The sequence below is a fragment of the Pseudomonas sp. A214 genome, assembly GCF_900156295.1.
Lineage (GTDB): Bacteria > Pseudomonadota > Gammaproteobacteria > Pseudomonadales > Pseudomonadaceae > Aquipseudomonas > Aquipseudomonas rhizophila.
Genome location: NZ_LT707062.1, coordinates 3,045,650 through 3,068,787 on the forward strand (window position 1 = coordinate 3,045,650; position 23,138 = coordinate 3,068,787).

Sequence of the window (23,138 nt, forward strand, 5' to 3'; positions counted from 1 at the left end):
CTCGTCTGCCATGGGTTTGGAACAAGCATAGACAAAAGATCGCAACCTGCGGCAGCCCCTACAGCAATACACAAAACCCTGTAGGAGCCTGCGATCCTTTAAGGCTCTTAGTTGTCGTAACCCAAATTCGGCGCCAACCAGCGCTCAGTCACGCTCAAGTCCTGGCCTTTGCGCGCGGTATAGCTCTGGACCTGATCCTTGTCGATCTTGCCCACGGCGAAGTATTGCGCCTGGGGATGGGCGAAATACCAGCCGCTGACGGCTGCCGCCGGGAACATGGCGTAATGCTCGGTGAGGAATACGCCGCTGCGTCCAGCTTTCAGTTCGCTGGCCTCGGGGTCGAGCAGGCGGAACAAGGTGGCCTTTTCGGTGTGATCCGGGCAGGCCGGGTAACCGGGGGCAGGGCGGATGCCGGTGTATTGCTCCTTGATCAGGGCGTCGTTGTCCAGGCTTTCGTCCTTGGCGTAGCCCCAATGCTCCTTGCGCACCTGCTGGTGCAGCCATTCGGCGCAGGCCTCGGCCAAGCGGTCGGCCAGGGCCTTGACCATGATCGAGTTGTAGTCGTCGCCGGCTTCCTGGTAGGCCTTGGCGACTTCTTCGGCGCCGATGCCGGCGGTGGTGATGAAGCCGCCCACGTAGTCGGTCACACCGCTGTCCTTGGGCGCGACGAAGTCGGCCAGGGAGAAGTTCGGCTTGCCGTCGGTCTTGATGATCTGCTGGCGCAGGTGATGCAGGCGGGCCAGTGGCTTGCCATCCTCGCCATAGACTTCCAGATCGTCGTCATGCACCTGGTTGGCCGGCCAGAAGCCGAACACGGCGCGGGCGCTGATGAGTTTCTCGTCGATGAGCTTGCGCAGCATCGCCCGGGCATCGGCGTACAGGGCAGTAGCCGCTTCTCCGACCACTTCGTCGGTCAGGATGCGCGGGTACTTGCCGGCCAGGTCCCAGGAAATGAAGAACGGTGTCCAGTCGATGTATTCGGCCAGGACGTTGAGGTCAATGTTGTCCAGCACCTTGGCGCCGGTAAAGGTCGGCTTGACCGGCTGGTAGCTGCTCCAGTCGAACTGCGGTTTTTTCGCCACGGCGGCCGGGTAGCTCAAGCGTTCGGTACGGGCGCTGCGGTTGGCGGTGCGCTCGCGAACGTCGATGTACTCCAGGCGGGTTTTCTCGACGAATGCCGGCTTGAGTTCCTTGGACAGCAACTGGGTGGCCACGCCCACGGCGCGCGAGGCGTCGGTGACGTAGATCACCGCGTCGTTGCTGTACTTGGGTTCGATTTTCACTGCCGTGTGGGCCTTGGAGGTCGTGGCGCCACCGATCATCAGGGGCAGGTGGAAATCCTGGCGCTGCATCTCGCGGGCCACATGCACCATCTCGTCCAGGGACGGAGTGATCAGGCCGGACAGCCCGATGATGTCGCACTTCTGCTCCTTGGCCACCTGCAGGATCTTCTCTGCCGGCACCATCACGCCCAGGTCGACCACGTCATAGCCGTTGCAACCGAGCACCACGCCGACGATATTCTTGCCGATGTCGTGGACGTCGCCCTTGACCGTGGCCATGAGAATCTTGCCCTTGGCTTCTGGCTTGTCGCCTTTTTCCGCCTCGATGAATGGAATCAGGTGGGCCACGGCCTGCTTCATCACCCGGGCGGACTTCACCACTTGGGGCAGGAACATTTTGCCGGCGCCGAACAGGTCGCCGACGATATTCATGCCGGCCATCAACGGGCCTTCGATGACTTCGATCGGCCGGGCGAACGACAGCCGCGATTCCTCGGTGTCTTCGACGATGTGCGTGGTGATGCCCTTGACCAGCGCGTGTTCCAGGCGCTTGTTCACTTCCCAGCCACGCCACTCTTCGGTTTCCGCTTCCTTGACGCTGCCGTCGCCCTTGTACTTGTCGGCGATGGCGAGCAGGGCGTCGGTGCCTTCAGGCGTGCGGTTGAGGATCACGTCTTCCACCGCGTCGCGCAGTTCCACCGGGATCTGGTCGTAGATCTCCAGTTGGCCGGCGTTGACGATGCCCATGGTCAGGCCCGAGCGGATTGCATAGAGCAGGAACACCGAATGAATCGCCTCGCGCACCGGGTTGTTGCCCCGGAACGAAAAGGACACGTTGGACACGCCACCCGAGGTCAGCGCATAAGGCAGTTCGTCGCGGATGTAGGCGCAGGCGTTGATGAAATCCACGGCATAGTTGTTGTGCTCTTCGATACCGGTGGCGACGGCGAAGATGTTCGGGTCGAAGATGATGTCTTCCGGCGGGAAGCCGACTTCATTGACCAGGATGTCGTAGGAGCGCTTGCAGATTTCCTTCTTGCGCGCTTCGGTATCGGCCTGGCCGGCTTCGTCGAAGGCCATCACCACCACGGCGGCGCCGTAGCGTTTGCACAGCTTGGCGTGATGGATGAACTGCTCGACGCCTTCCTTCATGCTGATGGAGTTGACGATGCCCTTGCCCTGGATGCACTTGAGGCCCGCTTCGATCACTTCCCACTTGGAGGAGTCGATCATGATCGGCACGCGGGAGATGTCCGGTTCGCCGGCAATCAGATTGAGGAAGGTCACCATGGCCTTCTTCGAATCGAGCATGCCCTCGTCCATGTTGATGTCGATCACCTGCGCGCCGGCCTCGACCTGCTGCAGGGCCACTTCCAGGGCTTCGGTGTAGTTGTCTTCGCGGATAAGGCGGGCGAACTTGGCAGAGCCGGTGATGTTGGTCCGCTCGCCGACGTTGACGAACAAGGAGCTGCGATCGATGGTGAACGGTTCCAGGCCCGACAGGCGGCAAGCCCGCGGGATCTCCGGAATCTGGCGCGGTGCGTAGCCGGCCACGGCCTTGGCGATGGCTTCGATGTGCGCCGGGGTGGTGCCACAGCAGCCGCCGACGATGTTCAGGAAGCCGCTTTGGGCAAACTCTTCGATGACTTTGGCGGTGTCCACCGGCAGTTCGTCGTATTCACCGAATTCATTGGGCAGACCGGCGTTCGGGTGCGCCGATACGTGGGTGCTGGCCTTGTTCGACAGTTCTTCGAGGTACGGGCGCAGTTCGCTGGCACCGAGGGCGCAGTTCAACCCAACGGAGATCGGCTTGGCGTGGGCGACGGAGTTCCAGAAGGCTTCGGTGGTCTGGCCGGACAGGGTGCGGCCGGACGCGTCGGTGATGGTGCCGGAGATCATGATCGGCAGTTCGACGCCTAATTCCTCATACACCCCTTGCACGGCGAAAATCGCTGCCTTGGCATTGAGCGTGTCGAAAATGGTTTCGATGAGGATCAGGTCGGCGCCGCCTTCGATCAGGCCCTTGGTGGCCTCGGTGTAATTCTCCACCAGCTCGTCGAAGGTCACGTTGCGGTAGCCGGGGTTGTTCACGTCTGGCGACAGCGAGCAGGTGCGGCTGGTCGGGCCCAGCACGCCGGCTACGAAGCGCGGCTTGTCCGGTGTTTCAAGGGTCTTGGCGTCGGCGACCTTGCGGGCCAGGCGCGCGCCTTCCAGGTTCAGCTCGTAGGCCAGGCCCTGCATGCCGTAGTCGGCCTGGGACACCTGGGTGGCGTTGAAGGTGTTGGTTTCCAGAATGTCTGCACCGGCATCCAGGTAGGCTTTTTCGATGGCGCCGATCACATCCGGACGGCTCAGGACCAACAAATCATTGTTGCCCTTGACGTCGCTCGGCCAGTCGGCGAAACGCTTGCCACGATAGTCCTGTTCCTCAAGCTTGTAGCTCTGGATCATCGTACCCATGCCGCCGTCGAGGATCAGAATGCGTTCCTTGAGGGCCTGCTGGAGAAGATAAAGGCGAGCGCTGCGATCGGACATAGGACTACCTGGAAAAAGACCATTACGAAGGCGGGGATGATAGCAAACCTGTACAGGATTTGATCATGGGTGGCTTTTGCATGAATCCTGCTCATGTTTGCATCGCGATGGCGGCCCGGTAGAATCGCCGGATTATCTCTTAGGGACCCGAGACATGCCGTACCGCGTCTTATTCGGCAGTCTGTTGCTGCTGTTGTCTTTTCACTCAGTGGCAAAGGATCCCGCCCCGGCGATTTCCTACACTCGCGATATCCAGCCGATCTTCACGGAAAAATGCGTCGCCTGCCACGCCTGCTATGACTCTGCGTGCCAATTGAACCTGGGCAGTGGCGAAGGCGTGTCCCGGGGCGCGAGCAAGCTGCCGGTCTATGACGGTGAACGACGCCAGGCTGCCGAACCCACCCGTTTGTTCTATGACGCCTCCGGCCAGCGGGCCTGGCAGCGCAAAGGCTTCTATTCCGTGCTGGACGCTCAAGGCAGTCAGGCCGCGCTGATGGCGCAGATGCTCGAACTGGGCCACAACACACCGTTGCAGCCCAACGCCAAGTTGCCCCAGGACATCGTGCTTGGGCTTGAGCGTGACAACAGCTGCCCGATGCCGGGGCAATTCGACGAGTACGCCGCCGCGCATCCCAAGGAAGGCATGCCTCTGGCGGTCACTGGCCTGACCGACCAGCAATATCAGACCTTGCAGCGCTGGCTGGCCGCGGGTGCACCCATCGATCAGCAAGCGCTGGCGCCGAGCGCCGCCGAAGCTTTGCAGGTGGTGCAGTGGGAAAACCTGCTCAACGCCCCCGGCGCCCGGGAAAGCCTGGTGGGCCGGTGGTTGTTCGAGCATTGGTTTCTGGCGCACATCTATTTCAAGGATGGCGAGCCGGGGCATTTCTTCCAGTGGGTACGTTCGCGCACGCCTACCGGCCAGCCAATCGATCTGATCAACACCCGCCGCCCGAACGATGACCCTGGCACCCGTGTGTATTACCGGCTCTGGCCGGTACAAGGGGTGATCGTGCACAAGACCCACATCACCTACGGGTTGAGCGCGGCGAAAATGGCGCGGATCAAGAGCCTGTTCTACAGCGGCAGATGGCAGGTCACTGCGTTGCCAGGGTACGGCCCGGAGCGCCGGGCCAACCCGTTTTCCACCTTCGAGGCGATCCCGGCCCAGGCCCGCTATCAGTTCATGCTCGATAACGCCGAGTATTTCGTGCGCACATTTATCCGCGGCCCGGTTTGCCGGGGCCAGATCGCCACGGACGTGATTCGCGACAACTTCTGGGCGTTGTTCCAGGCCCCGGAACATGATCTGTACATCACCGACCCCAATTACCGCGGCCAGGCCACACCGTTGCTGGCGATGCCGGGGCAGAATGACGACGTGGGCAGCGTCCTGAGCCTGTGGCTGGACTACCGGGACAAGCGCAACGAGTACGAAGCCTTGCGTCGCGACAACTACGCCGACCTGCCTGCGCCCAGTTGGTCGACGCTGTGGGCCGGCAACGACAATGCCTTGCTGAGCATTTTCCGGCATTTCGACAGTGCTTCGGTCACCAAGGGCCTGATTGGCGAGGTGCCGCAGACGATGTGGCTGTTCGACTTTCCATTGCTGGAGCGCACTTATTATCAGTTGGCGGTGAACTTCGACGTGTTCGGCAACGTGTCCCACCAGGCCCAGACGCGACTGTATTTCGACCTGATTCGCAACGGTGCGGAGCAGAACTTCCTGCGCCTGATGCCAGCCGATTCCCGCGAGGACTACCTCAACGATTGGTATCAGTCGGGCGGAAAATTCAAGATGTGGCTCGATTACGAGGCTATCGACGACGATAAACCCACCGCGCTCAAGCTTGACGAAGATGATCCCAAGCGCGATTTCGTCCAGCAATTGCTGGTTCGTTATGGCGACTTGAACGCGCGGCCCGATCCGATCAACCGGTGTAATGGCGCCTATTGCTCGCGTCCGAACATTGATCCGCCCTTACAGAACGCCGAACAGGCCCTCAGTCGCCTGTCTTCCCGACCGGCGGCGGGCCTGAGCGTCATCAACCAGTTGCCGGAAGCGACCATGTTGCGCGTCGAAACCGTCAGCGGTCGCCGTGAGGTCTACAGCCTGCTGCGCAACCGCGCTCACAGTAACGTGGCATTTTTGCTCGGCGAGGCGCTGCGATACCAACCGGGGCTGGACACCTTGACGGTCTTTCCGGGTGTGCTGAGCAGCTATCCGAACTTCATCTTCAACATCCCCGCCGAGCAAGTGCCGGCCTTTGTCGACGCCATGGAGGGCGCCCGGGACGGGCAGGCGTTCGAGCGGATTGTCGAGCGCTGGGGCATTCGGCGCAGTCACCCGCAGTTCTGGCAGTACTTCCATGACCTGAGCCACTACCTGCAGGAGACGCAGCCGCTGGAAAGTGGGGTGCTGGACATGAATCGCTACCAGAACCTCTGACCAGGATATTCGAGTGCTTTCCTGACAAAAATACTAGGACTTTGTCCGGCGCGATGATTGGCGTAAACTGCCGACAAGCCTGCGAGGAGTTTCCATGACCGCCATTACCATTACCGATGCCGCCCACGATTACCTGGCCGACCTGCTGTCCAAGCAGAACACCCCAGGTATCGGGATCCGCATCTTCATCACCCAGCCCGGCACCCAGTACGCTGAAACCTGCATTGCCTACTGCAAGCCGGGGGAAGAGAAACCTGAAGACACCGCGCTGGGGCTCAAGAGCTTCACCGCGTACATCGACTCGTTCAGCGAAGCGTTCCTGGACGACGCGGTGGTCGACTATGCCACCGACCGCATGGGCGGCCAGTTGACCATCAAGGCGCCGAACGCCAAGGTGCCGATGGTCAATGCCGACAGCCCGGTCAACGAGCGCATCAATTATTACCTGCAAACCGAAATCAACCCTGGGCTGGCCAGCCACGGCGGCCAGGTTTCGCTGATCGACGTGGTGGAAGACGGCATCGCCGTGCTCCAGTTCGGCGGCGGTTGCCAGGGCTGCGGCCAGGCCGACGTGACCTTGAAGGAAGGCATCGAGCGCACCTTGCTCGAGCGTATCCCGGAGCTCAAGGGCGTGCGCGACGTGACCGACCACACGCAGAAAGAAAACGCCTACTACTGATAGGTGTTCGCTGCGGATAGAAAAAACGGCGCCCGTGAGCGCCGTTTTTTTATGGGTGGATCCGACATCCGCGCAAGCTGATCCACCGCTATCGCGAGCAGGCTCGCTCCCACATTGGGGCGGCGGTGACGTTCGATTTTTTTAATCGCCGCAAATTCCTGTGGGAGCAAGCTCGCTCTCAAAGTTGTGTTTTCAGGGTCTGTAGAGATGCGCGTGCCCGGCGCGGTAGAGCGACGACTCACTGAACACATCATTACCCAGCACGCGTCCCACCAGGATCAGCGCCGTGCGTCGAAAGCCCTTGGCCTGGACCTTTCTGGCAATGTCAGCCAGCGTACCCACCACCCAATCCTGGTCCGGCCATGTCGCCCGGTGAATCACTGCGATCGGACAATCCGCGCCGTAGTGGGGCAGCAGTTCGTTGACGATTTTTTCCAGATGATTGACGCCCAAGTGAATCGCCATGCTCGCCCCGTGCTGCGCCAGGCTGCCCAGTTCTTCGCCGGCGGGCATCGCGGTTTTGTCTGCGTAGCGGGTGAGGATCAGGCTTTGGGACACGTCCGGCAAAGTCAGTTCGGCGCCCAGCAGGGCGGCGCAGGCGGAGGTCGCGGTCACGCCGGGGATGATCTCGAACGGGATGTCCAGTTCCCGCAGGCACCGAATCTGCTCGCCAATGGCGCCATACAGGCTCGGGTCGCCGGAGTGCACCCTGGCCACGTCCTGGCCCTTGAAGTGAGCGGCCTTGATCAGCTCGATAATCTGCTCCAGATGCAGTTCGGCGCTGTTGACCACCTGTTCGGCGCTGTGGCCTTCCAGCACGGCTGTGGGCACCAGGGAGCCGGCGTAGATGATCAGCGCGCAGCTGCGGATCAGTCGCTGACCTTTGACAGTGATCAGTTCCGGGTCGCCAGGGCCGGCGCCAATGAAATATACGGTCATGACCGGTTCCTAAAGGTGAGTCGGCGACCCTTTGAATGAAGATCGCTCATGATCCAGGGCGCGAATTATCGGGTTTTACGACGTCACCGCCAATGCCAGTGTGGCGCTTGGGGTCTTTTGGCGAGGAATCAACAGCGTCGCAGGTGTCGCGCCCAACCGGTCGGCCAGGGCCAGGGCAGCGCTTTCGGCGATGCCATAGCAACCGGTGCGTTCAAAAGCGATCTCGGAGCGGTGACTGAGCCGCTGCTGGTAGCTGGACAATTGCTCGGCATTGAAACAGGTCAGCGGCAACTCCAGTTGCTCGGCCAGCTCCAGCAGGCCCGGCTCGTCACGCTTGAGGTCGATACTGGCCAAGGCGCGAACCTCAGAGAGCTCGATGCCGTGTGCCCGCAAAGTCTGATCAAGCAGTTCTCGCAGCGTGCTGGCCGGGCAGCCGCGTTGACAGCCCAGGCCGACCACCAGGATCGGCCCGGTGCTCATGCGTCGTGCTGAGCCTGGTCGCCACGCAGGAACAACCATGCGCTGACCAGGCCCAAGGCCAGCCAGAACGCGACGTTGGTCACTTGCGAGGCGAGCTTGAACTGGCTTTCAAGTGCTTCGGGCGCCAGCATCGAGTGGACCTCAGGCTGCGGCGCACCGATGACATGGGGCACCAGCAAGGTCGCCACGCCCAACAGTTTGAGCAACCAATGCCTGCCGAAGACAATCAGGGCGATACCTACCGCAGTGGAGGCCGCCGTGCCGATCCACCACATCTGCCGTTGGGCCAGATCGGCCGCCGCCGTACCAGGCAGCTCCGGTGGCAGGCCGAGGGTGGGGGCCAGGACAAACGTGGCATAACCGGCCAAACCCCAAAGCAATCCCTGGGACGTGCGAGTCGGCGCCCGCAGCGTGTACAAGCCCGCCAACATCAGGGCGAAACCCACTGCGACCACCAGATTGCCGCCGGTGGTGGAGAGCAGTCGTTGCCAACCGTCTTCCGGCTCCCACGCTTGGGCATCATGGGAGTGAACGGCCCCAGCGGCGTGCTCATGGTGCTCGGTAGCCGGTGCGCTTTCGTAGGTTTCGGCCTGCAGAATCAGCGGCGATACCCAGAAACTCTGGAGGAGGGTCAGCAGCAGGGCGGCCAGCAACCCGCTGAAACCGGCGGTTTGCGCGATACGCTTGATCATGTCGTCAGGTCTCAATGGCACGGGAATGCGGCGCTGTGGCGGGTGTCGTGGGCCGCGTTGTGCACCGCTTCGATGTGGGAGAAACCGGCGAAATAGACCAGGCCTGCACCGAGGATCGAGGCGAAAATCGCCGCGCTCAGGCGCTGGCTCAGGGTCGTGGAGCTGCTGGCGGTACGGGCGGTGCTGCTGATGGTCGACATGGCGCTTCCCTATGGTCTCTTGTCATCGGGTGAAGCGAGCGCAATGAAACCCCGGGCGCAGGCCCGCCAAGGTTCGAACAGCGCCCGCCCACCGCGGGTTTGTTGATGCATGAGTCATGGGCCGGTCTCCGGGCTCGCGAGGGGCAGGGCTTGTGCCTGGCCGACAAGCGTCACCTTCCCATGCCGTGAGGCACAGTGGATCTGACGCTTCTCTCGCTTACCGTTGCGGGGGCAGCACCGGACTGACGTGGCCTTGAAGTAAAGCACACGATTCACCGGTTTCCCGTTTCACCCTGTGAAGGGCACCCGTAACTAGGCGCACAGGAGAGCATGGGCGGGGGCGGGGCGTCAATTGGCTGATACCCGTTGCGCCCATCGCGAGCAGGCTCGCTCCCACAGTTGAGCTTTGTTGAACATGAATTTTGTGATCGGCGAGATTTACTGTGGGAGCGAGCCTGCTCGCGATAGGGCCCGCAAGACACCACAGAACTCACCTGCGGACATTGACCCGCCCCCACACCCTGCGTAGCCTTGCGCCTTCGAGGTTCTTCGGCATTGGCCGAAGCTAAGAAGGGAACGCGGTCCAAGCCGCGGCTGCCCCCGCAACTGTGAACGGTGATGTTTCTGCAAGGCCACTGTGCATGCTCTTGACCAAGGGTGCACGGGAAGGCGCAGTCACTGCCAGTCGAATGACTGGCCCGCCGTCAGCCAGGAGACCTGCCTCGACACAGATTCTCACTACAACCGGGCGGGGTGATCCGGTGGCGAAATCTTCCGCGTGCGCCCATGCGTGCGGGTTGTCGTCCCGTTTGCCCGCCACCTTGCCAAAGGGCATCCGATGAAAACACTGGCCAAACTCCCTGTCACCATCGTCACCGGCTTCCTCGGCTCGGGTAAAACCACCTTGCTGCGGCACATGCTCGACAACGCCCAGGGCCGCCGCATCGCCGTGATCGTCAATGAGTTCGGCGAGCTGGGTATCGACGGCGAGATCCTCAAGCAGTGCTCGATCGGCTGCACCGAAGAAGAAGCCAACGGTCGCGTCTATGAACTGGCCAACGGTTGCCTGTGCTGCACCGTGCAGGAAGAGTTTTTCCCGGTGATGCGCGAGTTGGTGGCGCGGCGCGGTGACCTCGATCACATCCTTATCGAAACCTCGGGCCTGGCCCTGCCCAAACCGCTGGTCCAGGCTTTCCAGTGGCCGGAAATCCGCAGCGCCTGCACCGTCGATGCGGTCATCACCGTGGTCGACAGCCCGGCCGTGGCCGCCGGCACGTTCGCCGCGTTTCCGGACCAGGTCGATGCCCAGCGCAAACTTGACCCCAACCTGGACCACGAATCACCGCTGCACGAGCTGTTCGCCGATCAACTGGCGAGCGCCGACCTAGTGATCCTCAACAAAGCCGACCTGATCAGCCCTGAAGACCTGGCCAAGGTGCGCCTGGAAGTGGCCGAAGAACTGCCGCCGGCGGTCAAGGTCATCGAAGCCAGCAGCGGCCGCTTGCCTTTGGAAGTGTTGATCGGCCTGGGCGCCGGCTCCGAGGAGCACATCGACAGCCGCCACAGCCATCACGATCATCACCATGACGGCGACGATGACGACCATGATCATGACGCGTTCGACTCCATTTCCATCGAACTGCCCCAGGCCGACGAAAGCCTGCTGCTGGACGCGCTGACCCAACTGGTGGTCCAGCACGGCGTGCTGCGGGTCAAGGGGTTCGCGGCCATTCCTGGCAAGCCGATGCGTTTGCTGATCCAGGGCGTGGGCACGCGCTTCGACAAACATTTCGACCGGCAGTGGGGCGCCGATGAAGCGCGGGTGACCCGTCTGGTGCTGATCGGCCAGGCGCTGGATGCCGGGCTGCTCGAAGCGCAATTGCGCGCCGCCCTCAGCGTCTAAGCCATGCACCTGCTCAGGACCCAGCCCGGCGGTTTCGTGTCGGACGACAACATTGCCGATCTCGGACAAACCCCCGCCGAGCTGGTGATCCTGTGCAGCGGCGACTCCAGCCTGGCGCTGCTGGCCGAAGCGGCGCGGCAGTTGCCGGACGACTATCCGCAGTTTCGCCTCGCCAACCCGATGCAGGTGCAAAACCACGCCTCGGTGGATCTGTATTTCGACGACGTGTTGCGTCACGCCAAGGTCATCCTGCTTTCCCTGCATGGCGGTATCGGTTATTGGCGCTACGGCATTGAACGTCTTATGGAACTGGCCGGGCGCGGGGTGAAGCTGATCCTGGTGCCGGGGGACGATCGACCCGACCCGGAGCTCAGCGACCTGAGCAACGTGCCCAATGAGGATCGGGATCGGCTCTGGCAGTTCCTGCGCCAAGGCGGTTTGGGCAATGCCCTGGACCTGTTCCATAACCTGGCCAGCCAATGGTTCGGTCGCGACTATCCTTGGGGCGAACCGCAAACCCTGCCGCGCACGGCGATCTACCATCCGGAACGAACCAACGCCAGCCTGAGTGATTGGCAAAGCGACTGGCGGGCCGGGCAGCCGGTGGCGGCGGTGCTGTTTTATCGCTCCCACCTGCAAGCAGCGAACACGGCGTTCATCGACGTGTTTTGCCAGCGTCTGCAAGCGGCGGGGCTCAATCCCTTGCCCATTGCCGTGGCGAGCCTCAAGGAGCCTGCTTGCCTGGCCTTGGTTGAAGACTGGCTGGATGAGGTGGCGGCGGGGGTGATCCTCAACACCACCGGTTTCGCCCAATCGAGCCCCGAAGCGCCGCACTTGCGACCGTTTCGCCGCAATATCCCAGTGATCCAGGCGATCTGCGCCCAGGACAACGAGCCTGGCTGGCGCGCCAGTGAGCAGGGTCTGGGCCCGCGGGACCTGGCGATGCACATTGCCCTGCCAGAACTGGACGGGCGGATCATCAGTCGCCCCATCAGTTTCAAGGACCTGGCCTGGCGCAGCGAGCGCAGCCAGAGCGATGTGGTCTGCTACCGGGCCGTGCCCGAGCGCATGGATTTTGTCGCTGAGCTGGCGTGGCGCTGGACTACCCTGGCGTGCCTGCCTAACTCGCAAAAGCGCGTGGCGCTGATCCTCGCCAACTACCCGACCCGGGATGGGCGCATCGGTAACGGCGTCGGCCTGGACACCCCGGCGGCGGCAGTGAATATCCTGCGGGCCTTGCAGGCCGAGGGCTATCCGCTGCCGGCTGAACTGCCTGCGAGCGGCACCGCGCTGATCCAGCAGTTGCTCGGCGGGGTAAGCAACGACCTGGACAGTCTTGACCAACGGCCCTGTCACCAGAGCCTGGCGCTGGATGCTTACCGGGCCATGTTCGACGCATTGCCCGAGGCCAATCGCCAGGCGGTGCTGGAGCGCTGGGGCGCGCCCGAACAGGACCCGATGTTCCGCGATGGCCGGCTGATGATTGCTGGCGTGCGCCTGGGCCTGACGTTCGTCGGCATCCAGCCGGCTCGAGGCTATCAGGTCGATCCGAGCGCCGTGTACCACGACCCGGACCTGGTGCCGCCCCATGGCTACCTGGCGTTTTATTTCTGGCTGCGCAACACCTACGGGGTTCACGCGCTGATTCATGTCGGCAAGCACGGCAATCTCGAATGGTTGCCGGGCAAGGGCGTCGGGCTGTCGGAAAACTGCTGGCCGGATGCGCTGCTGGGACCGTTGCCGAACATCTATCCGTTCATCGTCAATGACCCGGGCGAGGGCGCCCAGGCCAAGCGTCGCACCCAGGCCGTGATTATCGATCACTTGATGCCGCCGCTGACCCGGGCCGAAACCTATGGGCCGCTGCGTAACCTTGAGCTGTTGGCTGACGAATACTACGAAGCGCAACTGCTCGACCCACGCCGCGCCCGGGAACTGCAGCGAGACATTCTGAATCTGGTGCGCGAGACCCACATCGACCGCGAGTTGCAACTGGACGGCGACGCTGACGTGGCAATCTGGCTGCCGCGCCTGGACACTTACCTGTGCGATCTGAAGGAGTCGCAGATCCGCGACGGCCTGCACATTTTTGGCGAGTCGCCCACACAACGGTTGCGCATCGACACCTTGCTGGCGTTGCTGCGCATTCCCCGGGGGGATGGCAAGGGCGCGCAGTCGAGTTTGCTGCGGGCGCTGGCCAAGGCCTTTGCGCTGGGTTTCGATCCGCTGGATTGTGTGCTGGCCGAACCCTGGACCGGCGCGTGCCCCGAAGCCTTGGGTCGGCTCAGCGACGAACCTTGGCGGACCGCTGGCGATACTCGTGAACGTTTGGAATTGTTCGCCGGGCAATTGATCGAGCAGGCCCTGGAGGGCGTGGTCGCGCAACTTGAGGCGCCGGGTTGGGAAACGGTGAACAGCATTATTGAAAACCTGCGCGGCGTCGTGGCTCCGCGTCTGGACGCTTGCGGTCCGGCGGAAATGCGCGGTTTGCTCGATGCCTTGAGCGGGCGTTTCGTGCCGGCCGGCCCCAGCGGTGCGCCCAGTCGCGGGCGCCTGGATGTGCTGCCCACCGGGCGCAACTTCTTCTCGGTGGACGTGCGCAACCTGCCGACTACCACCGCGTGGCGCATCGGTTTTCAGTCGGCGTCCCTGATCCTTGAGCGGCACTTGCAGGACCACGGTGATCACCTGCGTCAATTGGGGCTTTCGGTGTGGGGCACCGCCACCATGCGCACCGGCGGTGACGACATTGCCCAGGCCATGGCGTTGATGGGCGTGCGTCCGGTGTGGGCCACGGGCAGCCAGCGAGTCGACGATTTCGAGATCCTGCCGTTGAGTCTGCTGGACCGGCCTCGGGTCGATGTCACGCTGCGGGTCTCCGGGTTCTTCCGGGACGCCTTTGCCAATCTGATCCGCCTGTTCGATGCAGCGGTGCAGGCCGTCGCCGCCCTCGACGAACCGGACGACATGAACCCCTTGGCGGCGAAGGTGCGCAGCGAGCGCCAGGCCCTGTTGGAATCGGGCCTTGACCCTGAGGTCGCGGCCCGTCAGGCCGGGTGGCGGATCTTCGGCGCCAAGCCCGGCGCCTACGGCGCGGGTGTGCAGGGCGCCATCGACGGCCGCCTGTGGCAGAGCCGCGAAGACCTGGCGCAGGTCTACCTGAATTGGGGTGGCTACGCCTACGGCGCCGGCGATGAAGGCACTGCCGCCCGGGAGCAGTTCTCCCGGCGCCTTAGCCAGGTGCAGGCGGTGTTGCAGAACCAGGACAACCGCGAACACGACCTGCTCGATTCCAACGATTACTACCAATTCCAGGGCGGCATGCTGGCGGCGGTGGAGACCCTTGGCGGCGCAACGGCGGCCAGTTACCACGGCGATCACAGCCAGCCGGACTTGCCCAAGATCCGCACGTTGAAAGAAGAGCTCAACCGCGTCATTCGTTCCCGGGCGGCTAATCCGAAGTGGATCGACGGGATCAAGCGCCACGGCTATAAAGGTGCGTTTGAACTGGCGGCGACGGTGGACAACCTGTTCGCCTTCGACGCCACCACGCAGTTGATCGACGATCACCAGTACGCCTTGCTGGCCGAGGCTTATCTGCTCGACCCCGATACCCGCGATTTCGTTCGCCAGCACAACCCCGATGCTTTGCGCGACATGACCGAGCGCATGCTCGAAGCGCAGCAGCGCGGAATGTGGCAGGAGCCCGGGGAGTATCGTGAGGCGCTGGAGAACTTGTTGTTGGATATAGAAGAAGACAGCTGACTTGCCCATTCGACGGGCTATACACAACCCCTGTGATGGGTTGACCTGTGGTGAGGGGATTTATCCCCGCTGGGCTGCGAAGCGACCCTCTTGTCCACATTGGGAGGCCTGCTTTGCAGTCCAACGGGGATAAATCCCCTCGCCACAAGTACTCTTTTCACACTGACGTTACCGACCACCTTTGAGAATTAGATATGACCGACACCCCTCATTTCCCGCTCTGCGCCGTGGTCGGGGCCGATGACCTGAAACTTGCCCTGTGCCTGGCTGCGATCGATCCGAAAATCGGCGGTGTGCTCATCGAAGGCCCACGGGGCATGGCGAAGTCCACGCTGGCCCGGGGGCTGGCGGACCTGTTGGCCAGCGGCCAGTTTGTCACCTTGCCTTTGGGCGCCACTGAAGAGCGACTGGTGGGTACCCTGGATCTGGACGCGGCCCTGGGGGAGGGGCGCGCGCAGTTCTCTCCCGGCGTTTTGGCCAAGGCCGACGCCGGGGTGTTGTATGTCGATGAAGTGAACCTGCTGCCCGACCACCTGGTGGACCTGTTGCTGGACGTGGCTGCCAGCGGCACCAACCTGATCGAGCGTGACGGCATCTCACACCGGCATCCGGCACGTTTTGTATTGATCGGTACCATGAACCCGGAAGAGGGTGAATTGCGTCCGCAGTTGCTCGACCGTTTCGGCCTGAACGTGGCCCTGGACGGCCACACCGCACCGATTGAGCGCGGGCAGATTATTCGTCGGCGGCTGGATTTCGACAGCGATCCGGCGGCGTTCTGCGCAGAGTGGGAACCGACCCAGCAGCAGTTACGCGAACGCTGCCAACAGGCTCGCGACCGGTTGATGCAGATTCCTCTGGATGACCAGGCGCTGGCGCAGATCACCGAGCGTTGTTTTGCCGCTGGGGTCGATGGCTTGCGCGCGGACCTGGTCTGGCTGCGGGCCGCCCGCGCCCATGCTGCGTGGCGCGGGGCGGATGCCATTGCCGTTGAGGACATTGATGCGGTCGCCGAGTTTGCATTGCGTCATCGCAGGCGCGAGCCTTCGGCCCCTGCGCCGTCCCAGGCGCCGCCAGCCACCGCCGATCAAACCGCCAGGCCTGACGAAGGCCAGGGCCAGTGGGGTGACCTGCCGGCCCGGGCATTGCCCATCGGCACTCGGCGTGACGTGCCGAGCTGGCCAAAAAAGCCCTAGGCATTCGCCCCCGTTCGCCCGCGGGGGTGAATGCCAGACCCCGTGCGGGACGGTTGGACCAGGGGCGCCAGGGCCGCAGCAAAGCGGCGGCCAGCGGGGCGGTGAACTGGCCAGGCACGTTGCTCGCTGGCCGTCCACGCCTGCGTGAAGACCTGCGTTTTCAGCAACGCCATCGTTCGCCCCATGAACTGTGGCTGGTCATCATCGACGCCTCGGCCTCGACTCGTCGTCATCAAGCCTTGAGCGATGGCAAAGGCCTGCTGGCGCAACTGTTCGATGACGCCTACCGCCAACGCGCCCGGCTGGCCTTGCTGACGGCCAGCGGCAGCGCACCAGCCTGGCAGGTGCAAGGGCTCAAGGCCTCGGCCGGGCTACGGGACTGGCTCGACGGCCTGGGCGCCGGCGGCGGCACGCCGTTGCTGGCGGCGCTGAACGAGGCCGGACGCTGGTTGACGGCCCGGCGCAAGCGCTACCCGACCGAGCAACAGCGGGTGTTGCTGATGACCGACGGGCGAGTCAAACAGCAGCTGACACTGCCGCCCCTTGATTGCCCAAGCCTGTTGATCGACATCGAACGCGGACCGATTCGCCTGGGCCGGGCCCGGCAATTGGCGGGGCAGTTGGGGGCGCAGTATCGGCATATTGATGAAGGACTACCGGGCTCGGATGTTCGCTGACTGACATGGCCTCATCGCGAGCAGGCTCGCTCCCACATTTGTTCTGTGGTGAACACTCGATCGATGAATCCCCTGTGGGAGCGAGCCTGCTCGCGATAGCATCGCCCCGGTGTCAGATCCGCACGCTCAATAAGCATCGCTGTTCTATGCTCAGCCAGACCTCACAGGAGTGAACCATGCGCGTACTCGTCACCAACGCCCAGGACGATTTTCGGGTCAAGGCCTACGCTGGCACCAACGGTGTATTGCTCGCCATGGACCTGGCCGAACCCCGGCGCAAGGGCTTGCTCGGCTTTGCCATCGAGAAGCAGCACGGCGCCAAGCCCTGGCTGTTCCTGTTCAACAGCCTGACCTTCCCCGACAAGGTGCACACGTTCCCGCAATTTCGCGCTACGCCGAGCGATAAAGCACCGTTGCAGAAATTTCGCTGGGCCGACTACGCCATCAACCCAGGCGTGGCAATTCACTACCGTGTGCACCTGGCCTATGGCAGCCCTGACGCGCCGCAACTGGGGGAATCACTTGAGGTGTCAGTGACCAGTGACGATGGTCAGCCAAGCAACCAGATGGTCATTTTCAATCGTGCCGTGGCCGCGAGCCAGGCCTTCCAGCGCAAATTTCCCGAGCTGGATGCGCTGATCGACGCCAACAAAAATCTGTCCATCGATGCTTGGCCCGACGCGCCGCGCCGCTGGCTGGAAAACGGTTTGCTGGGGCGCTTGACCGGTTTTATCGACCGGGCCCTGAACGCCAGTTGGGCCCTGGACGTCGCCATCTATGAATATGAACTGCCGGTGATCGTCGAGGCTGTGAACGCCGCTTTCGCACGGGGGGCGCGGGTACGGGTGCTGTACCACGCTGAGCCGGGAGACGACGGCACATTGCGCAACGAAGCCAGTCTGGCAGCGCTGCCGGCGGCCAACAAGCGCGGGCGCGTCACGCACAATATTTTCCACGACAAGTTCATCGTGCTGAGCAAGGTCGACGACACCGGTTCATTTCACCCCGAGGCCGTGCTGTGCGGCAGCACCAATTTCACTGCCAACGGCGTCTACCGCCAGGCCAACGTTATTCATGTGCTGGACGACGCGCGGGTCAGCAACAGCTATCGGCAGGTGTTCGAGCAGATCTGGGCCGCACCCGAGGACGTCGAGGCCACGCGGCAGTGGATCAACCGGAACAACCCCATGGTCCCCGAGGAGCCATTGTTCACCGGGTTCTCGCCGCGTACGGGAGAGGGCGACTTGGATCGCTTCGTCGATATCATCAATGGCGCTCGCAAGGACCTGCTGTTCGTCACGGCCTTCGCCTTGCCCGACCGGATCCTCGATGCCTTGCTCGGTCAACCCAACGACGACGTGCTGCGTTACGGCCTGCAGAACACCACCAGCCGCATCACTGGCTTTCATGCCGACCGCACCGCCGAATTCGCCGCCACCGCGCTGCTCAATACCGGCCTGGAGGGCTGGCTCAGGGAAAACATGAAAGGCCAGAAAGGCAATCTGCTGGTGCACACCAAAGCCGTCGTCACCGACTTCACCAGCGACACGCCGACCATCATCAGCGGCAGCCACAACCTGAGTGCCGCGGCCAGCAGCGGCAACGACGAGAACTACCTGATCATTCAGGGCGACACCGACCTGGCCGACCGCTACGGGCTTGAGCTGCTGCGCTTCTATGAGCACTACCGCTTTCGCTATTTCGCGAAAAAACTGGCGCTCAAGCAGGTCAAGCCGCTGGCGGTGGATGACAGCTGGACGGACGATTATTACCGCGACGGGGATTTGCGGATGTTGTCCAGAGTGAGGTTTTGCGGGCGCTAGGTGCAGTAAGTTACCCAGTGATGGCATGGGGCTGTTTATCGGCCAGGAAGCTGTCATGAACCTCTGTCACGGAAGGTACAACACTGCCTGACACTCCGCCATCGCGAGCAGGCTCGCTCCCACAGGGTACTTATTTGCCATTCCAAGAAACACGCCGTTATCCAAGCGTTGCTCGCAACCTTACAAGCTCCCGTGCCCGGCGGGTGGTGCACAAGGTTCGCAGTTGCTCGTGCAACCAGTGCAAGTCACGGCGAGGCGAACGACGCGGCCGTCTGGGTTTGGTTCGGCCGATGTGTTCGGCAAAGTTCTGGGTCAGCGAGGCCTGATCACCGACGCCCTTGAGCTTGCGGCGTAACTTCCCATCCTTATAAAACAGCACCGTGGGTGTCCCGGTAACGTCCGGGTGTCGGGGCGATTCGCTGGTACTCAATTTGTAGATCACCGCCCGATCCTTGAATGTCTCGGCAACGCTGCAAAACAGCGGCTCGGCCCAGCTACAGGCGTAGCAGTGGGGGTGGCCGAAATAGAAGACTACCGGGCGCCAGGTCTTGAGAGCCGTGCGGTAGTCCTTCGATGAGGCGATGTGAGTGATGAACGAACTCATGGCGGGCTTCCCTTCATCGACAGAGCGAGTGTTTGCCACCATAAGCAACACGGCTGGGCATCGCTACTGTCAGAGTTGACAGTTGAACGGCTCCCTTTTGGTGCGCAAAAGCCTCGCTTGCTCCCTGTCTGGGGCCTTGCTACCCGAGGCTGTAGCCAACAGTAGCAGTCCCTGCGCAGATGCCCGCGTTCCTATTGAAACGTCTGGGCGTGCCATCCTTTTGATTTCATTGGTTTTCCATTTCCCTTATCCATACACCGCATGCCTGTGGCACACTTTCTGCTGTCTATTCCGTTGTTACATACTAAGTTCCGGTATAGCGGAATAAACTGACTCAGGAGTGCTTGCCATGCATCGCCGACCTTCCTTGTTCAAAGCGTGTGTTTTTATCTTCGCGGCCACGACGGCTGCCATGGGTGTCGCTCAGGCGGCGGACAGCAAGCTCGATAGCGTGCTGCAGCGCGGGAAATTGATCGTGGGCACGGGCAGCACCAATGCGCCGTGGCACTTCCAGGGAGCGGATGGCAAGTTGCAGGGTTTTGATATCGACATCGCACGGATGGTGGCCAAGGGTCTGTTCAATGACCCGGAGAAAGTCGAGTTTGTGGTGCAGTCGTCCGATGCACGCATTCCGAACCTGTTGACCGACAAGGTCGACATGAGCTGCCAGTTCATCACCGTCACCGCCAGTCGTGCCCAGCAAGTGGCGTTCACCCTGCCGTATTACCGCGAAGGCGTGGGCCTGCTGCTGCCGGCCAACAGCAAGTACAAGGAAATCGAAGACCTCAAGGCCGCCGGCGATGACGTCACCGTGGCTGTGCTGCAGAACGTCTACGCCGAGGAATTGGTGCACCAGGCGCTGCCCAAGGCCAAGGTCGATCAGTACGACAGTGTCGATCTGATGTATCAGGCGGTGAACTCCGGCCGCGCCGATGCGGCCGCCACCGACCAGTCTTCGGTCAAGTACCTGATGGTGCAGAACCCTGGTCGCTACCGCAGCCCGGCCTACGCCTGGAGCCCGCAAACCTATGCCTGCGCGGTCAAGCGCGGCGACCAGGACTGGCTGAACTTCGTCAACACCACCTTGCATGAAGCCATGACCGGCGTGGAATTCCCCACCTATGCGGCATCGTTCAAGCAATGGTTCGGCGTCGAGCTGCCGTCGCCGGCCATCGGTTTCCCCGTCGAATTCAAATGATCCCGTGAGCCCGGGGCGCCCTTGAGGGCGCCCCGTTGAAGGTACTGCCGACCATGAATTATCAGTTGAACTTTGCCGCCGTCTGGCGCGATTTCGACACCTTGCTGGCGGGGCTCGGCCTGGGGCTTTCCCTGGCGCTGGTGTCGATCGCCATCGGTTGCGTGATCGGCCTGGCGATGGCGTTCGCGCTGCTGAGCAAGCACCGCGTGTTGCGGGTGCTGGCCTCGGTGTATGTCACGGTGATCCGCAATACGCCGATCCTGGTGCTGATCCTGCTGATCTACTTCGCCTTGCCAAGCCTGGGTATTCGCCTGGACAAAATTCCCTCGTTCGTCATCACGCTCTCGCTGTACGCCGGGGCCTACCTGACCGAAGTGTTCCGCGGCGGGCTGTTGAGCATTCACAAGGGCCAGCGTGAAGCGGGGCTGGCCATCGGTTTGGGCGAGTGGCAAGTGAAGGCCTACGTCACCGTGCCGGTGATGCTGCGCAACGTGTTGCCGGCGTTGTCGAACAACTTCATTTCGCTGTTCAAGGACACCTCACTGGCGGCAGCGATCGCTGTGCCGGAGCTGACTTATTACGCCCGCAAGATCAACGTGGAGAGCTACCGGGTGATCGAAACCTGGCTGGTGACCACGGCCCTGTATGTCGCGGCCTGTTACCTCATTGCCATGCTGCTGCGTTATTTCGAGCAGCGTCTGGCGATCCGCCGTTAGGAGTCTTTCATGTACGAATCCCCCAGTTGGTTGCATGAGTTGTGGGTCGCCCGGGAGACGCTGTGGGCCGGGTTCCTGACCAGCGTGCAGTGCTCGGTACTGGCGATTTTGTTAGGCACGCTGATCGGCCTGTTCGCCGGGCTGGTGCTGACTTACGGTCGCTTCTGGATGCGCGCGCCGTTTCGTTTCTACGTCGACGTGATTCGCGGCACTCCGGTGTTTGTGTTGGTGCTGGCCTGTTTCTACATGGCCCCGGCCCTGGGCTGGCAAATCGGCGCATTCGAGGCCGGTGCCTTGGGCCTGACACTGTTTTGCGGCTCCCATGTGGCCGAGATCGTGCGCGGTGCCTTGCAGGCCTTGCCCCGTGGGCAGATGGAGGCAAGCCAGGCCATCGGCCTGACGTTCTTCCAGGCGCTGGGTTACGTGCTGTTGCCCCAGGCACTGCGGCAGATCTTGCCGACTTGGGTCAATTCCTCCACCGAAATCGTCAAGGCTTCGACCCTGTTGTCGGTGATCGGCGTTGCCGAACTGCTGCTCAGCACTCAGCAGATCATCGCCCGGACCTTCATGACCCTGGAGTTTTACCTGTTCGCCGGTTTTCTCTTTTTCATCATCAACTACGCCATCGAATTGCTCGGGCGGCACATTGAAAAGCGGGTGGCCTTGCCATGACTGATGTTTCGACCTCTACCAATGCTCAACCGCTGCTGGACATTCGCGGTCTGCGCAAACAATACGGCCCGGTGGAAGTGCTCAAGGGCGTGGACCTGAGCATGCAGCGCGGCAATGTCGTCACCCTGATCGGCTCCAGCGGCTCGGGCAAAACCACGTTGCTGCGTTGCGTGAACATGCTTGAGGAGTTCCAGGGCGGGCAGATCGTGCTCGATGGCGAGGCCATCGGCTATGACGAGGTGGGCGGCAAGCGCGTGCGCCACCCGGAAAAAGTCATCGCCCGGCACCGGGCCATGACCGGCATGGCCTTCCAGCAATTCAACCTGTTCCCGCATTTGACGGCGTTGCAGAACGTCACCCTGGGCCTGCTCAAGGTGAAAAAGCTACCCAAGGACGAAGCCGTGGCCCTGGCCGAGAAATGGCTGGAGCGGGTCGGCTTGCTGGAACGGCGCAATCATTTTCCCGGTCAGTTGTCCGGCGGTCAGCAGCAGCGTGTGGCGATCGCTCGGGCGATTGCCATGAACCCCAGCCTGATGCTGTTCGACGAAGTGACCTCGGCCCTGGACCCGGAATTGGTGGGTGAGGTGCTGAACGTGATCAAGGGGCTGGCCGAAGACGGCATGACCATGCTGCTGGTGACCCACGAAATGCGTTTTGCCTTCGAGGTGTCCGACAAGATCGTGTTCATGAACCAGGGCCGCATCGAAGAACAGGGCCCACCGAAAGAACTGTTCGAACGGCCACAGTCGCCACGACTGGCTGAGTTTCTCAAGAACACCCGTTTTTAATTTTATTGAACCTCTGATTGATACAGGCAAGGAGAAACACCCATGAGCATTACGCGCTACGGCACCGGCAGCACCGCAGGCGGCGGTCAGCCACGGCCCTTCGCCCGAGCCGTTGAGGCCGACGGCTGGCTGCACGTGTCCGGTCAGGTGCCGGCGGTCAACGGCGAGATTATTGTCGGCGGGATCGTCGAGCAGACCCACCAGACCATGAAGAACCTGATCGCGATTCTTGAAGAAGCCGGATACGGCCTTGAAGATGTGGTGCGCTGCGGGGTATGGCTGGAAGATCCGCGGGATTTCTGGAGTTTCAACAAAGTATTTGGTGAATACTTCAGCCCCGAACATGCCCCTGCCAGGGCTTGTGTGCAAGCGAACATGATGGTTGATTGCAAGGTTGAGATTGATTGCATCGCCTACAAGAAAAAGGCCTGAGTCACTGAGGACTCATCGCGGGCACGCCTTGCTCCCACAAGGCAATGCAAACTCCTGTGGGAGCAAGGCTTGCCTGCGATAGCAATCTATCAGGCGGTGCAGCACTCTGG

The 23,138-nt window shown here is 62.2% G+C and carries 18 protein-coding genes and 2 riboswitches; of the genes, 12 read left to right on the forward strand and 6 right to left on the reverse strand.

What is annotated here, in order from left to right:
- Positions 1-107: 107 nt before the first annotated feature.
- A complete protein-coding gene (gene metH, locus BW979_RS13805; protein ID WP_047227823.1) occupies positions 108-3,818 on the reverse strand; it encodes a methionine synthase in 3,711 nt (1,236 codons plus the stop codon).
- 154 nt (positions 3,819-3,972) lie between these two features.
- Here metH and BW979_RS13810 point away from each other — a divergent pair, with 154 nt between their 5' ends.
- The gene (locus BW979_RS13810) at positions 3,973-6,264 is read left to right on the forward strand and encodes a fatty acid cis/trans isomerase (RefSeq protein WP_076384036.1); all 2,292 of its coding nucleotides are present in this window, start codon (positions 3,973-3,975) and stop codon (positions 6,262-6,264) included.
- Between the two features lie 94 nt (positions 6,265-6,358).
- Positions 6,359-6,943 carry a Fe-S biogenesis protein NfuA gene (gene nfuA, locus BW979_RS13815; RefSeq protein ID WP_003182850.1) on the forward strand — a complete coding sequence of 195 codons (585 nt, stop codon included), beginning with the start codon at positions 6,359-6,361 and terminating at the stop codon, positions 6,941-6,943.
- A gap of 192 nt (positions 6,944-7,135) precedes the next feature.
- Here the strand turns inward: nfuA and cobM are convergent, their stop codons facing one another.
- The 4 genes from cobM to BW979_RS13835 form a co-directional block, all read right to left on the reverse strand.
- Positions 7,136-7,882, reverse strand: coding sequence for a precorrin-4 C(11)-methyltransferase (cobM, locus tag BW979_RS13820; protein ID WP_076384037.1), 747 nt, complete (start codon positions 7,880-7,882; stop codon positions 7,136-7,138).
- A 75-nt stretch (positions 7,883-7,957) separates the two neighbouring features.
- Positions 7,958-8,362, reverse strand: a complete 405-nt coding sequence (locus BW979_RS13825; RefSeq protein ID WP_076384038.1) for a cobalamin biosynthesis protein — start codon at positions 8,360-8,362, stop codon at positions 7,958-7,960.
- On the reverse strand, positions 8,359-9,054 hold the full coding sequence (locus BW979_RS13830) for a CbtA family protein (RefSeq protein ID WP_076384039.1): 696 nt from the start codon (positions 9,052-9,054) through the stop codon (positions 8,359-8,361). Before BW979_RS13830 ends, BW979_RS13825 begins: the two co-directional genes overlap by 4 nt.
- An 11-nt stretch (positions 9,055-9,065) precedes the next feature.
- Positions 9,066-9,254 carry a CbtB domain-containing protein gene (locus BW979_RS13835; protein ID WP_047227828.1) on the reverse strand — a complete coding sequence of 63 codons (189 nt, stop codon included), beginning with the start codon at positions 9,252-9,254 and terminating at the stop codon, positions 9,066-9,068.
- Positions 9,255-9,356: 102 nt separating this feature from the next.
- A riboswitch (cobalamin riboswitch) is annotated at positions 9,357-9,579 on the reverse strand.
- A 200-nt stretch (positions 9,580-9,779) separates the two neighbouring features.
- A riboswitch (cobalamin riboswitch) is annotated at positions 9,780-9,993 on the forward strand.
- A 99-nt stretch (positions 9,994-10,092) separates the two neighbouring features.
- Here BW979_RS13835 and cobW point away from each other — a divergent pair.
- The 5 genes from cobW to BW979_RS13860 all read left to right on the forward strand — a co-directional run bounded on the left by cobW (position 10,093) and on the right by BW979_RS13860 (position 18,618).
- Positions 10,093-11,157: a cobalamin biosynthesis protein CobW gene (gene cobW / locus BW979_RS13840; RefSeq protein ID WP_047227829.1), complete on the forward strand. Its 1,065-nt coding sequence runs from the start codon at positions 10,093-10,095 to the stop codon at positions 11,155-11,157.
- A 3-nt stretch (positions 11,158-11,160) separates the two neighbouring features.
- Complete coding sequence (gene cobN / locus BW979_RS13845) at positions 11,161-14,922, forward strand: cobaltochelatase subunit CobN (RefSeq protein WP_076384040.1); 3,762 nt, start codon at positions 11,161-11,163, stop codon at positions 14,920-14,922.
- Positions 14,923-15,116: 194 nt separating this feature from the next.
- Positions 15,117-16,118 (forward strand): ATP-binding protein, encoded by a 1,002-nt coding sequence (locus BW979_RS13850; protein ID WP_076384041.1) that lies wholly within the window; start codon positions 15,117-15,119, stop codon positions 16,116-16,118.
- Between the two features lie 53 nt (positions 16,119-16,171).
- Positions 16,172-16,795: a vWA domain-containing protein gene (locus BW979_RS13855; protein WP_442962057.1), complete on the forward strand. Its 624-nt coding sequence runs from the start codon at positions 16,172-16,174 to the stop codon at positions 16,793-16,795.
- Positions 16,796-16,971: 176 nt separating this feature from the next.
- The gene (locus BW979_RS13860; protein WP_076384042.1) at positions 16,972-18,618 is read left to right on the forward strand and encodes a phospholipase D-like domain-containing protein; all 1,647 of its coding nucleotides are present in this window, start codon (positions 16,972-16,974) and stop codon (positions 18,616-18,618) included.
- 157 nt (positions 18,619-18,775) lie between these two features.
- Here the strand turns inward: BW979_RS13860 and BW979_RS13865 are convergent, their stop codons facing one another.
- Complete coding sequence (locus BW979_RS13865) at positions 18,776-19,222, reverse strand: thioredoxin family protein (protein ID WP_076384043.1); 447 nt, start codon at positions 19,220-19,222, stop codon at positions 18,776-18,778.
- A gap of 349 nt (positions 19,223-19,571) precedes the next feature.
- Here BW979_RS13865 and BW979_RS13870 point away from each other — a divergent pair, with 349 nt between their 5' ends.
- Genes BW979_RS13870 through BW979_RS13890 form a run of 5 tightly spaced genes read left to right on the forward strand, consistent with a single transcriptional unit; the run spans position 19,572 to position 23,028 of the window.
- Positions 19,572-20,420 (forward strand): transporter substrate-binding domain-containing protein, encoded by an 849-nt coding sequence (locus BW979_RS13870; protein ID WP_047227834.1) that lies wholly within the window; start codon positions 19,572-19,574, stop codon positions 20,418-20,420.
- Between the two features lie 53 nt (positions 20,421-20,473).
- A complete protein-coding gene (locus BW979_RS13875) occupies positions 20,474-21,136 on the forward strand; it encodes an amino acid ABC transporter permease (RefSeq protein WP_076386604.1) in 663 nt (220 codons plus the stop codon).
- Positions 21,137-21,145: 9 nt separating this feature from the next.
- Positions 21,146-21,808, forward strand: coding sequence for an amino acid ABC transporter permease (locus BW979_RS13880; protein ID WP_047227835.1), 663 nt, complete (start codon positions 21,146-21,148; stop codon positions 21,806-21,808).
- Positions 21,805-22,596 carry an amino acid ABC transporter ATP-binding protein gene (locus tag BW979_RS13885; RefSeq protein ID WP_047227836.1) on the forward strand — a complete coding sequence of 264 codons (792 nt, stop codon included), beginning with the start codon at positions 21,805-21,807 and terminating at the stop codon, positions 22,594-22,596. The genes BW979_RS13880 and BW979_RS13885 overlap by 4 nt, the downstream gene beginning before the upstream one ends.
- 42 nt (positions 22,597-22,638) lie before the next feature.
- Positions 22,639-23,028, forward strand: a complete 390-nt coding sequence (locus tag BW979_RS13890) for a RidA family protein (RefSeq protein WP_047227837.1) — start codon at positions 22,639-22,641, stop codon at positions 23,026-23,028.
- Positions 23,029-23,138 lie beyond the last annotated feature (110 nt).